At 69.4% G+C, this 11629-nt stretch carries 12 protein-coding genes and 3 pseudogenes; 9 read left to right on the top strand and 6 right to left on the bottom strand.

Annotation, left to right across the window (positions count from 1 at the left end; translation table 11 throughout):
* The first annotated feature begins 525 nt into the window (after positions 1-525).
* From K8V84_RS17265 to K8V84_RS17250, 4 genes are all read left to right on the top strand, one after another.
* Positions 526-1308, top strand: coding sequence for a class I SAM-dependent methyltransferase (locus tag K8V84_RS17265; RefSeq protein WP_304076134.1), 783 nt, complete (start codon positions 526-528; stop codon positions 1306-1308).
* 20 nt (positions 1309-1328) lie between these two features.
* On the top strand, positions 1329-1481 hold the full coding sequence (locus tag K8V84_RS17260) for a hypothetical protein (protein WP_304076133.1): 153 nt from the start codon (positions 1329-1331) through the stop codon (positions 1479-1481).
* A 114-nt stretch (positions 1482-1595) separates the two neighbouring features.
* Positions 1596-2078: a DUF1269 domain-containing protein gene (locus K8V84_RS17255; protein ID WP_304076132.1), complete on the top strand. Its 483-nt coding sequence runs from the start codon at positions 1596-1598 to the stop codon at positions 2076-2078.
* A 91-nt stretch (positions 2079-2169) separates the two neighbouring features.
* Positions 2170-3975 carry an alkyl/aryl-sulfatase gene (locus K8V84_RS17250; protein ID WP_304076131.1) on the top strand — a complete coding sequence of 602 codons (1806 nt, stop codon included), beginning with the start codon at positions 2170-2172 and terminating at the stop codon, positions 3973-3975.
* Positions 3976-4065: 90 nt separating this feature from the next.
* Here K8V84_RS17250 and K8V84_RS17245 read toward each other — a convergent pair whose 3' ends face one another.
* Complete coding sequence (locus tag K8V84_RS17245; protein WP_304076130.1) at positions 4066-4515, bottom strand: GNAT family N-acetyltransferase; 450 nt, start codon at positions 4513-4515, stop codon at positions 4066-4068.
* 53 nt (positions 4516-4568) lie between these two features.
* Between K8V84_RS17245 and K8V84_RS17240 the strand changes: the two genes are divergently transcribed.
* The gene (locus K8V84_RS17240) at positions 4569-4808 is read left to right on the top strand and encodes a helix-turn-helix domain-containing protein (RefSeq protein ID WP_304076129.1); all 240 of its coding nucleotides are present in this window, start codon (positions 4569-4571) and stop codon (positions 4806-4808) included.
* Between the two features lie 26 nt (positions 4809-4834).
* Here the strand turns inward: K8V84_RS17240 and K8V84_RS17235 are convergent.
* A pseudogene (locus tag K8V84_RS17235) lies at positions 4835-5215 on the bottom strand (LLM class flavin-dependent oxidoreductase); the annotation flags it as partial.
* Positions 5216-5224: 9 nt separating this feature from the next.
* Complete coding sequence (locus K8V84_RS17230) at positions 5225-5347, bottom strand: hypothetical protein (RefSeq protein WP_304076128.1); 123 nt, start codon at positions 5345-5347, stop codon at positions 5225-5227.
* A gap of 147 nt (positions 5348-5494) precedes the next feature.
* Between K8V84_RS17230 and K8V84_RS17225 the strand changes: the two genes are divergently transcribed.
* Both K8V84_RS17225 and K8V84_RS17220 read left to right on the top strand, forming a co-directional pair.
* On the top strand, positions 5495-6502 hold the full coding sequence (locus K8V84_RS17225; protein WP_304076127.1) for an NADP-dependent oxidoreductase: 1008 nt from the start codon (positions 5495-5497) through the stop codon (positions 6500-6502).
* A gap of 409 nt (positions 6503-6911) precedes the next feature.
* Positions 6912-7799: an alpha/beta hydrolase gene (locus tag K8V84_RS17220; protein WP_304076126.1), complete on the top strand. Its 888-nt coding sequence runs from the start codon at positions 6912-6914 to the stop codon at positions 7797-7799.
* Positions 7800-7863: 64 nt separating this feature from the next.
* Here the strand turns inward: K8V84_RS17220 and K8V84_RS17215 are convergent, their stop codons facing one another.
* On the bottom strand, positions 7864-8463 hold the full coding sequence (locus K8V84_RS17215) for an HAD family phosphatase (RefSeq protein WP_304076125.1): 600 nt from the start codon (positions 8461-8463) through the stop codon (positions 7864-7866).
* 292 nt (positions 8464-8755) lie between these two features.
* On the opposite strand from K8V84_RS17215, the pseudogene K8V84_RS17210 reads away from it, so the two are divergent.
* Positions 8756-8911 (top strand): annotated as a pseudogene (locus K8V84_RS17210) (nucleotidyltransferase domain-containing protein); the annotation flags it as partial.
* A gap of 31 nt (positions 8912-8942) precedes the next feature.
* Here K8V84_RS17210 and K8V84_RS17205 read toward each other — a convergent pair.
* Complete coding sequence (locus K8V84_RS17205; protein ID WP_304076124.1) at positions 8943-9890, bottom strand: GNAT family N-acetyltransferase; 948 nt, start codon at positions 9888-9890, stop codon at positions 8943-8945.
* 142 nt (positions 9891-10032) lie between these two features.
* Positions 10033-11265: a benzoate/H(+) symporter BenE family transporter gene (locus K8V84_RS17200; RefSeq protein WP_304076123.1), complete on the bottom strand. Its 1233-nt coding sequence runs from the start codon at positions 11263-11265 to the stop codon at positions 10033-10035.
* Between the two features lie 94 nt (positions 11266-11359).
* Here K8V84_RS17200 and K8V84_RS17195 point away from each other — a divergent pair.
* Positions 11360-11629 (top strand): annotated as a pseudogene (locus K8V84_RS17195) (hypothetical protein); the annotation flags it as partial.

The following is an 11629-nucleotide window of genomic DNA, read 5'->3' as shown; positions in this document are numbered from 1 at the left end:
CGAAGACCTCGTCGTGGCGTTCGAGCGTGGGCATGGGTGTGCTGCCTTCCTTCGTGGGTCGGGCCGTCGGCGACCCGCATGTTACTGACAGGTAACCTATGTTGGCCAGCATAGACCAGGCGGGTCCGCCGAGGCGGCGTGGCGGCCCCCCTTCGTCCGGACCTCACGGGATCGGCGGGTGCTTGTGGGAACGGATTCCTCGCTCGGGGTCGGTCGGCGCGCCGGCCACCCCGCTGCTCTTCCAGTACCGGATGACGTCGGTGGACTCGTTGCGCCCGGCGACACGGCGGACGGTGAGGTCGGGGGCCGTGATGGTGCTCCGTTCGGGCAGGGGAGTGCGCGGCGGTCACCTCACGCGTCCGGTCGCGGTCCGTTCGCGGCGAGTGGTTAGACGGCAGAGCGGGGCCGTACTCGAAGTCGATCAAATCAGTAGGAAAGCCATGGAACACGGAATCGGGCGCCCCGTAGGATGTGGCCGTGTCGATCCGACCCGAGCCCGAGAGGTTCCCACCCGAAGGGGATTCGTTGAACGACCGCACCCAGGCCTTCGCCGGACTCACCGAGAACTACCGGGCCCACCGGCCGGACTACCCCTCAAAGGCCCTGGACGTTCTGCGGGACCACGTGCTCGATGGTGTCGCCGATCCCCGACTGCTGCTCGACGTCGGTTCCGGGACCGGCATCTCCACCCGTGCCCTGCGCGCCGTCTTCGGTCCCGACCCCAGGGTGGTGGGGGTCGAGCCGGGACACGACATGCGCGCCACCGCCACGGACGAGGGTGGTGTCGAGTACGTGGACGCCCGCGCCGAGGAGATCCCCTTCTCGGACGCCTCCGCGGCCCTGGTCCTCACCGCCCAGGCCGTGCACTGGTTCGACCGCCCGGCCTTCTTCGCCGAGGCCGTTCGACTCCTGGAACCGGGCGGCACCCTGGCGGTGCTCAACAACGACCGCGACCTGCGCAGCGCCTTCGTCGACGAGTACGAGACCCTGCTGGAGCGGTACAGCCCCGGCTACGATCGCCACTACCGCTCCTACGACCTGGTCGGGGAACTCTCGGCCGTCGAAGGTCTGACCGGAGCGGTCGAGCACACCCTCGACTGGACCCGCGAACTCACCCCCGACGGCCATCTCGGTATGGCCATGTCCTCCAGCAGGGTGGCGGCCGCCGCCCGCGAGGTCGGTGCGGAACGCCTGCGCACCGAACTGCGCGCCATGGCCGCTCACCACTTCCCCGACGGTAGGGTCCTTTTCCCCTACACCACCCGGATGGTCCTGGCCCGTCGCGTCCGCGCCCATCGCGCCGGGTAGGGGACGGGCAGGGAGGAACCGTGGAACTCGGCACGCTGGGCTACCTGATGGTCGCCACCGCCGTCCTGGTCTGGGGATACGTCCTCTACCGGTTGGTCCGCCGCCAGGTCGGCCGTGAGAACGACCCCGACGACCCCGGTTTCGGACCCGGCGGACCCCTGCGTGATCTGTGAGGTTTTGCGTGAAACGTCCCCCTCGCTGACGTTGACCAAAGCCGCTTTGGGAAAGGGTCCGGGCCAAGGCCTGGAACCTCGGGCCGGGAACCGACGACGAGGGAACACACATCCATGGCGCAGCTGATCGTACTGGGGGTCGCCGACCGCGACACCGCGGAGAAGGCACTCGACATCGCGTCCGAGCTGGGCAAACAGGAGCTCCTCCGGCTGGAGGACGCGGCCTACGCCTACAAGGACGACAAGGGGCGCCCGCGCATCCACCAGACCTTCCACCTGACCGGCTACGGTGCGGCAGGGGGCGCTCTGTGGGGCACCCTCATCGGCATGCTCTTCCTCAACCCGCTCCTGGGCCTGGTCGTGGGAGCGGGCACGGGCGCGATCGCGGGAAAGCTCAGCGACGTGGGCATCGACGACGACATGATCAGACAGATCGGCTCCGAACTCGAACAGGACCGCGCCGCGGTGTTCCTGCTCGCCGATGACGCCACCATCGACCGGGTCGTCGACGCGTTCAAGCCTTTGCACCCCACCGTCATCCAGACCAACCTGTCCAAGGACAACGAACGGGAACTCGTCGAGGCGCTCCGCTCCTGACGGACCTGGGTCCCCAGGGCCCGAGAGCCCTTCCACGCCGCCGACACGGACCGCCCGTGCCGGCGGCCGTCGGTACGACGAGGAGACAGTGATGACCGGGAACGGACACGAGGACGCGGCCATCGGGGACGACTTCGTCGACGCCGACCGTGGACTCATCGCCAGACTGCAACCGGGACAGGTCAGGAACGAACAGGGCCGGGTGGTGTGGGACACCGAGGCCTACGCCTTCCTCGACCAGGACTGCCCCGACACCGCCCACCCCGGTCTGTGGCGCCAGTCCCGACTATGCGCCAAACAGGGGCTGTACGAGGTCACCGAGGGGATCTACCAGGTCCGAGGTCTGGACCTGTCCAACATGACACTGGTCGAGGGCGACCAGGGCGTCCTGGTCATCGACCCCTTGATCTCCGCCGAGACCGCGAGGGCGGGACTGGAGCTCTACCGTTCCCACCGCGGCGATCGGCCGGTCAGCGGGGTCCTCTACTCGCACTCTCACGTCGACCACTTCGGCGGGGTCGGCGGTGTCACCGAAGGCAACGTGCCCATCCTCGCCCCGAAGTGGTTCATGGAGAACGCCGCGTCGGAGAACGTCTACACCGGCCCCGCGATGGCCCGCCGCGGGTTGTTCCACACCGGGGCCCACCTGTCGCCGGGGCCTCGAGGGCAGATCGGGGTAGGGCTGGGGCAGGCGAGCTCCACCGGCACCATCACCCTCATCGCGCCCAACCGGGACATCACCCGCACCGGGCAGGAGGAGGTCGTCGACGGGGTGCGCATCGTCTTCCAGATGACCCCGGGCACCGAAGCGCCCGCGGAGATGAACTTCTACTTCCCCGAACACCGGGCCTTGTGCATGGCGGAGAACGCCACCCACAACCTGCACAACCTCCTCACCCTGCGCGGGGCCCCGGTCCGGGACGCGCGTGCCTGGGCGCGGTACCTGGACGAGGCCGTGGAACTGTTCGCGTACGACTCCGACGTGCTGTTCGCCTCCCACCACTGGCCCACCTGGGACACCGACCGGATCGTCCGCTTCCTGTGCGAACAACGCGACCTCTACGCCTACCTGCACGACCAGACGATCAGGATGATGAACCAGGGGATGGTGGGTTCGGAGATCGCCGAACGCATCCAGATGCCTCCCGCGTTGGAGCGCGCCTGGCACACCCGCGGTTACCACGGTTCGGTGAGCCACAACGTCAAGGCGATCTACCAGCGGTACATGGGCTGGTTCGACGGCAACCCCGCCCACCTGTGGCAACATCCGCCGGAGGACGCGGCGCGACGGTACGTGGAGTGCATGGGCGGCATCGACGAGGTGGTTCGCAAGGCCGGCGAATACCGGGCCGAGGGCGACCTCAGGTTCGCCGCCACCCTGCTCGATCACGCGGTGTTCTCCGACCCCGGGCACGAGGGGGCCCGCGCCGCGCTGGTGGAGGTCTACGAACAGCTGGGGTTCGGTTCGGAGAACGGAACCTGGCGCAACTTCTACCTCCAGGGCGCGGCCGAGCTGCGGCACGGCAAGCCGGAGACCGCCATGGAGACGAGCACGGGGGTGACCTCGGCGCTTTCGCTGGAGCAGCTCTTCACCTCCTTGGGGATCCGGATCAACGGCCCCAAGGCGTGGGAGGAGCACTTCGTCATCGACTGGGTGTTCACCGACCTCAACACCACCCACCGGACCACCCTTTCCAACGGGGCCTTCACCACCAGGGAGAAGCCGCGTCGGGGAGAACCGGACCTGGTCGTCACCCTGAACAAGTTCCGGCTGCTGCGGCTGATCGCGGGCAAGGGCACGGAGGGCATGGCGTTCGCGGGAGACGAGACGCTGGTGGACAGGTTGATGGGTCTGTTGGACCTTCCCGATCCGGTCTTCGCCATCGTCACGCCCTGAGCGTCCCGAGACGTCCGGCGAGCCGGAGCAAGGACACCGCGTCCGGCCCCTCCCCGTCGGTGATCCCGATGCCGGCCTTCGGACGGCCGGTCAGGCCAGGGGCTTCTTGAAGCCCACGTGCGAGGCCTCGTATCCCAGGTGCTCGTAGAAACGGCGGGCGTCCACGCGGGTGGCGTCCGAGGTCAGTTGGAGCAGCACGCAGCCGCGCTCCCCGGCCTCGCGTTCGGCCCACTCCAGCAGCTCGGTGCCGAGCCCACCGCCGCGCTCGTCGGCGTGCACCCGTACCCCCTCCACCTGGGCGCGGGTGGCCGCCGTCCTGGAGAGCCCCGGAAGAACGGTCAGCTGGAGGGTGCCCACCACCCGTCCGTCCCGTCGGGCCACGGCCAGGTACTGATGGGGATCGGCGTCGATGACCTCGAAGGCCTTCAGGTAGGGGGTGAGGTCGTCGGGGGTCTCGCGGGCCGCTCCGAGGGGGTCGTCGGTGAGCATGGCGACGATCGCCGGAATGTCCTCGGCACGCGCGCGTTCGATGATCGGCATGGGCATCAAGATACGTGGCGACGGCGACGCCAGGTGTCAATTACTGTTGACCCATGGAGAGCACCGAACGACTGGCAGAGATCGCAGGGTCCCTACGGGGTGAGAACACGCTGGAGTCGTTGGAATCGCTCGTGGAGCTGCGCTCGGAGTCCGAACGCGTCGAGGCGGTTCTGGTGCGCCGAGCCCGCAACCAGGGTCTCACCTGGGCCCGGATCGCCGAGGCGCTCGGGGTGTCCAAACAGGCCATCCACAAGAAGTACGGCGGCAGAGGCCTGCCGGGGTCGCAGAAGTAGCCAGAACGGGCCGCTCAGCGCACCGCCGCGGCGAACTCCTCCCGCGACCAGCCCACGCCCACCCCGAGCGTGAAGCGTCCCTCCGAGAGCCGGTCCAAGGTGGCCACCTGCTTGGCGAGTACGAAGGGGTCGCGCATGGGCAGGACCAGCACCGAGGTGCCCAACCGCACGCGCTTCGTGTGCGCCGCGAGGTGGGCCAGGGTGATGAGGGGTTCGTACACGCCGCCGAACACCGTTCCGTAGGGCCGGGGCGGCAGCAGGTGGTCGGGCAGCCAGGTGGTGTCCACCCCGAGCTCGTCGGCCCGCACGCCCAGGTCGATCAGGGTGGAGATCGAAACGTCGGGTGATTCGTCGGGCAGCACCACCTGAAGGCGGGTACCGGCCAGGGGTTCGGTCGACTCGCTCATAGGGCGACGTTACCCTCGGGCCGCCCCGCACGCGCCGTTCCCCGGCAGGGTCGGTCTCGCGGCCATGGCGTGGTGCTCACCGCCCGACACGTCCATGGTCCCCAGGTCCTCGACGGACACCCGCTCGTCCACCGGGTCGACGATGTCGCGTTCCTCGACTCACGGAGACGTCGACACAGGGTGGGGCGCGCTCCGCCCCGACCCTGTTCGAACCGCCTAGGGTCTGAGTGAACAGCCCGGGTCTCGGCGTTCGAAACGAACACAAACAGGGGGAGAAGCATGCCCGTTTCCAAGGAAGTCCACCTCGTCGCCCGACCTGACGGGGAGCCGAAACCGGAGGACTTCGCCGTGGTCGAGAGCACCGTCGAAGACCCCGGACCCGGCCAGATCCAGGTCCGCAACGACTGGATCTCCGTCGACCCCTACATGCGGGGGCGCATGAACGACGTCAAGTCCTACGTGCCGCCGTTCCGTCTCGGCGAGGTCATGGACGGCGGCGCGGTGGGCACCGTCGTGGCCTCGGAGAGCCCCGACGTGCCCGTCGGCGCGAGCGTCCTGCACTTCCAGGGCTGGCGCCAGTACGCGTTGATGGACGCCGCCCGCGCCAAGGTGATCGACACCGAGGCCGCGCCCGCCCAGGCCTACCTGAGCGCGCTCGGCATGGTCGGCCTCACCGCCTACGCGGGCCTGACCGCCATCGCCGAACTCAAGGAGGGCGACGTCGTGTTCGTCTCCGGTGCGGCGGGTGCGGTCGGCAGCCTCGCCGGGCAGATGGCCAAGCAGCTGGGCGCCGCCAAGGTCATCGGCTCAGCGGGAGGACCCGAGAAGAAGCGTCGCCTGCTGGAGGAGTTCGGCTTCGACGCCGCCATCGACTACCGCGAGGGCGATCTGGAGGGGCAGCTCGCCGAGGCCGCGCCGGACGGCATCGACGTCTACTTCGACAACGTCGGCGGTGACCACCTGCGCGCCGCCATCCAGGGGATGCGTGTCCACGGTCGTGCCGCCCTTTGCGGGGCCATCTCGGTCTACAACGCCACCGAACCGACCCCCGGTCCCGACAACCTCGGTCTGCTCGTGGGCAAGCGGATCAAGCTGCAGGGCTTCCTGGTCGGTGACCACGGCGACCTGGCCCCCGAGTACTACGAGCGCGCCGCCGGGTGGCTCGCGGAGGGCAAACTGCACAGCAAGGTGACGGTGGTCGACGGGATCGACAACGCGGTCGACGCGTTCCTCGGCATGATGCGCGGCGCCAACACCGGCAAGATGCTCGTGCGTCTGCCGGCCTGACCCCGCTCCGCCTCCGGAACGAGAGCCGTCGGCCAGGGTGGGGCCGGCGGCTCTGGAGTGCGTGAAATCACCTCGGCGACCGTTTTTCGTCGATGGTTCATCCGATGATCGAGAAGGCCCATCATGTGGCCGATTCCGGTATCGACCGATCGGAGTCGAAAATAAACGTCTTTGGGGCCCGAAGACCGTTTCCGGTCGGGATCATCGGCCCACGCACCAGGGAGAACACACCCACCAGTGGACACTTCGGCAAGGGTATGAATCTGTGCGACGCCACTGCCGGGCGACACCTTTTCGGGGGGCCCGCCCCTGGAGTGGCCAGGGGCCCGACAGAGGCGTACAGTCCTCTCTTGGTGCGCCGGGAAATCAGGTCGGCGAACACCTCAGCTCTCTACGCGAAATCAGATCCATGACCGTTGTCCCCCGTCGCGCCGCGCGCGTCTACCGCTCCGAGAACGCCGAGCGTTCCGTGCACGCCTGGTGTCACAAAGCCCTGAGTCGGTGGCCCGATCTCGGTCCCCTGCCGCCGGTGGAGACCGGTCTGGGGCCCACGCAGGCCTTCCGTGCTCTGGGCGGGCCCGGAACCCCGGTCCTGGTCCTGTCGGGCACCAACTTCAACGCCGCCACCACGGTCCCCGCCGCCCGCGCGCTCGCCGCGGACCGGCCGGTGCTGCTGGTCGACCCACCGGGACAGCCGGGCCTGAGCTGCAACAGGCGCAACGCCGGCTCCCGGATGGAGGCCTACGGTGAGTGGCTCGACGAACTCCTGCCACAGATCACCGACCGCCCGGTCATCGTCCTGGGACACTCCCGGGGCGCCGCGATCGCGCTGTCCTCGACCCCGAACCCGCTGGTCGCCGGACTGATGCTGCTCAACCCCGCCGGGTTGACGGCCGCCGGGGTCAGCTCGGAGTCGATGCGCGCCACCCTGCCGTGGATGATCCACCCCAACGAGCAGACCAGTACCCGACTGATCGAGTTCCTCAGCGGTCCGTCCACGGACACCGACTGCGCGGAGCACCGATCCGAGGCGGAGTGGCTGACACTGGTGGCCCGTCACTGCCGCACCAACTCCACACCGACCCCTCTGTACGGGGAGTTCTTCAGGGCCTGGGCCGAAACCCCGGTCACCGTGGCCACCGGGTCGCACGACCCGTTCTTCTCACCCGCGCGACTGCACGGCCCGGCCCGTCGCTTCCTGCACACCCAGGTGCGCACCATCGAGGGCGCCGGGCACCTGTCCCTCTACGAGCAGCCGGAGAAGGTCGCCGAACTCCTCCGCGAGTTCGACGCCTGAGAACCGACCGCCGACCCGCGCGTCCGGCCTCCACCGGACGCGCCGGGAGCGTCGCCGTGGGGACTCACCCGTGCGCCAGCGCCCGCCGCAGTTCGGACACCGTCGTGAATCGGTGCCCCCGCAGGCCCAGGTCACGCGCCGCCGCCACGTTGGTGACGTTGTCGTCCACGAACAGGACGCCCTCGGCGGGGAAACCCAGCCGTTCCAGACACCACTCGAAGGCCGCGGCCTCGGGCTTGGCGTGACCGATCCGGCAGGACAGCCCCAGCACCGGGAACAGGTCGAGCACGTGGGGGAAGCGTTCCTCGAACCGTTTCGCGAGGTCCTCGGGGATGTTCGACAGCAATCCGATGGGCCTGCCCGCCGCGGCCAGCCCCTGCACCACCTCGACGGTCTCGTCGTTGATCCGCGACCAGCTGTCCAGGTCCAGGGCGATCAGTCGCTCCACCTGTTCGGGGGTGAAGGGCGTGCCCAGACGCTCACCGACCGCCTTCCAGTACGCGGGACCGTCCAGGTCGCCCCGGTCGTAGGGCTGCCGCCGCGCCCAGTAGGCCTCCCAGAAGGGGTCGTGGTCGTGGCCGGCGAACTCCACCATTTGTTCGCGGACCCTCACCGACTGGTCCATGGCGACCACACCGAACATGTCGAACAGCACGGCGTTCACAGGCTTCCCCCAGGCTTCGAGATCGAGTACGAAGAATTTCCCTACCCGTGCCCCGTGCCCGTGAACCCGGGTCCGGGGTTTCTTCGTGTGGTCATGGTCGTACTCCCAGGACGGGCAGTGGGAACTCGCCGATGCCGGCGGTGAGGTCGTTGACCCGGCCCGGGTCGACGTGCCCGAGGGCCGCGTAGTGCTCCGTCACGCGCCTGGTGAGGCGTCCGCCCTGAGGGGGTCGTACACCTTCGCCCACATCCGCCGGTGGAGTTCGGGGCGCACCATGGCCTCGGAGTTCACCGCCGGCCGTGGGGAGTGGGTCACCAACGACAAGGCCCTGTTGTCCCGCGCGAACCTGGAGGAGGTGGACCTGGTGGTCGCCGGCATGACCGCCGACCCCCAGGAGCTGGTCGCAGGCGTCGCGGAGGTCGGCCGGATCCTGTCCATGGCCCGCTGAGGCCGGCCCACCCCCATCTCAGCAGGGGAGGTTACTCCCACACCATGGTGACCATCCCGCTGATGGTGTCGTAACCGGCGCGTTCGAAGGCGCGGGCCATGGGTACGTTGCCCAGGTCCGTCGCGGCCCGGACGTGGGCCACGCCCGCCTCCCGCAGCACGCGACCGCCCTCGGCGAGCAGGTCGTCGATGTACCCGTTGCCGCGGTACTCGGGGAGCACGGCGATGTAGGCGATGATCGGGTGGTAGGCGTTGCGGGCCGGGATGACGAACCCGACCGGCTCGCCGTCGGGCGACGTCGCCACCCGCCACCACGAACGCGGCGTGGTGTAGGCGGCGAACTCGTCGGCGAAGTTGGCCTCGGCGACCTCGCGCGCGGACTTCTCCCGCAGGTCGGCCCGGTCGTGACAGTCCAGGGTCCCGTCCAGGGCCCGGACCATGAGGTCGAGGATCTCCGTGGTGTCGGTGATCTCGCGGAAACGGAGCCGGTCGCCGACCTCGGGTTCACGGGAACCTTCCCGCCACTCGAAACGCAGCCGCTCGGTGAGCGGCCGGCCACCGGTCTTCTCCAAGACGGCCATCAGGTCCTCGACCATGGACCGCTCTTCGGGTCGCTCGCGCCAGTCGGCCGGAAGGAAACGCAGGTACTCGGGCCAGGTCGTGTCCTCACCGAGGACGGTGGCGGCCGCGGTGCGCACCAGGTGCTCGGCCACGGCGATCCGGTCGACGTCGGGGGCGTCCACGACGTCGAACACGTCCAACAGGAAGGGACGGTCGTCCTGGGGGCGGCACCACCAGGACAGACGACCGATGAGACGGTCGCCGTGCGTGGCCACCCACATCCACTGCGGGCGGCGGCGGCCCTCGGCGATGTCCACGGGGAACTCGTCGTTGAGGGCGTAGGGGAACCGGTTGAAGAGGTCGAGTTCCTCAGGACCGGTGATGGTGCGGATGGTCAGGTCGTTCGGAAGAACGGTCAAGGCTTCACCTTCGTGTGGTGCGCCCGCCGTCACCCTGGTCAGCGTCGGAGGCCGACCTCGGAAGCGGACGCGGTGATCATGCGGAACATCGGGAACGCCTCCCTTCTCGTCGTGGGCTCGCACCGTCGTTCGGTGCGGCGGATCAGTTATAGCGCACGCTTTTCCCGCGGGGCAAGGGTTTTTCGGGGTCGCCGCCCCGGCGGCCCCACCGGGTGACCACCAGGGTGAGCACCCCGGCGAGGAGGCCCCAGAAGGCCGAACCCACACCGAACAGGGTGAGCCCCGAGGCCGTGGCCAGGAAGGTCACCACCGCCGCCTCGCGCGCGTCGGTGTCGGCCGTCGCCGAGGCCAGCGAACCACCGATGGTGCCCAGCAGACCCAGCCCCGCGATGGCCAGGATCAGTGAGGAGGGCAGCGTGGCCAGCAGTGACGCCACGGTCGCGCCGAACACGCCGACCCCCAGGTAGAAGACCCCGGCCCACACCCCGGCGAGGAATCGCCGGTTCCGGTCGGGGTGGGCCTGCGGGCCGGTGCAGATCGCAGCGGTGATCGCCGCCAGGTTCATGCCGTAACAGCCGAACGGGGCCAGCACCAGGTTGGTCGCCCCGGTCCACGCGATCACCGGCGAGATCGGCACCTGGTAGCCGTCGCCGCGCAGAACGGCCACTCCGGGCAGGTTCTGGGACGCCATCGTGACCACGAACAGGGGCAGTCCCACGCTCACCAACACCTGCCAGGAGAACTCCGGCGCCACGAAGACCGGGGTCGCCAGGGCCAGGTCCACCGCGCCCAGGCTCAAGGACCCCTCGAAGGCGGCCACCAGGCCACCACCGAGCAGCGACAGCAGCACCGCGTACCGGGGCAGCCACCTTCGGCACACCAGATAGGTCGCGAACATCGCGAACACCACCGCGAAGTCGCCCTCCATGCTGCCGAACAGGCCGATCCCGAACTGCAGGAGCACACCGGCGAGCAACCCGGCGGCCAGGGGGACGGGGATCCTGTCCATGACGCGCTCGAACCAGCCGGTCACCCCGCTCAGGGTGATGAGCGCGGCGGAGAACAGGAACGCTCCCACGGCCTGGGCCATGGTCACCCCGTCCAGGCCGACCGCCAACAACGCGGCGCCGGGGGTGGACCAAGCGGTCACCACCGGTGCCCGGTACCGCAGGGACAGACCCACGCAGGTCACGGCCATGCCCACACCCAGCGCGAGCATCCAGGACGCGGTCTCTCCGGGGGAGGCGCCCGCCGCCTCGGCGGCGGTGAACACGATCGCGGCGGAGCTGGTCACGCCGACCAGGACGGCGATGAGCCCGGCGGCCACGGCGGACGGGGCGAAGGCGAACCTGACACGACGGGCGAGCTTCCTCATACCGGACCATCCTGACGTCCCATCATCGACGAGGGCGCGGCGCCCCCACCGAAAACCCGTTGGCGGCGACGGCCGGTACCGCGACGATGGCCCCATGCACCGTGACTTCGAGGAACTCGTGGCCGAGGCCGTCGCCGAACCCACCGAGGGTCATCCGCCCAACGTCGCCGAGGCCACCCGACTCCTGCACCCCAAGGGGGTGGCCGTGGTCGCGAGCCCGGACGAACTCCCGCTGCCGTTCGCCGACATCGGGGCCGCGGTGCACTTCCTGCGAAAGGTCGTGTGGATCGTGCCCGGGTTCACCGTGGACGCCCACCGGGAACGGCTGCGGACGCTTCATGAGCGGATCGAGACCGAGGGCCCC

The organism is Nocardiopsis listeri (assembly GCF_020741345.1).
GTDB lineage: Bacteria > Actinomycetota > Actinomycetes > Streptosporangiales > Streptosporangiaceae > Nocardiopsis > Nocardiopsis listeri_A.
The sequence above is the reverse complement of the archived record's forward strand: the minus strand, read 5'-3'. Positions and strand labels throughout refer to the sequence as shown.

Excerpts from the sequence above, each read along its gene's own strand:
- K8V84_RS17255 (WP_304076132.1), top strand. The coding sequence starts at position 1,596 with ATGGCGCAGCTGATCGTACTGGGGGTCGCCGACCGCGACACCGCGGAG.
- K8V84_RS17250 (WP_304076131.1), top strand. The coding sequence starts at position 2,170 with ATGACCGGGAACGGACACGAGGACGCGGCCATCGGGGACGACTTCGTC.
- K8V84_RS17200 (WP_304076123.1), bottom strand. The coding sequence starts at position 11,265 with ATGAGGAAGCTCGCCCGTCGTGTCAGGTTCGCCTTCGCCCCGTCCGCC.
- K8V84_RS17245 (WP_304076130.1), bottom strand. The coding sequence starts at position 4,515 with ATGCCGATCATCGAACGCGCGCGTGCCGAGGACATTCCGGCGATCGTC.
- K8V84_RS17240 (WP_304076129.1), top strand. The coding sequence starts at position 4,569 with ATGGAGAGCACCGAACGACTGGCAGAGATCGCAGGGTCCCTACGGGGT.
- K8V84_RS17225 (WP_304076127.1), top strand. The coding sequence starts at position 5,495 with ATGCCCGTTTCCAAGGAAGTCCACCTCGTCGCCCGACCTGACGGGGAG.
- K8V84_RS17220 (WP_304076126.1), top strand. The coding sequence starts at position 6,912 with ATGACCGTTGTCCCCCGTCGCGCCGCGCGCGTCTACCGCTCCGAGAAC.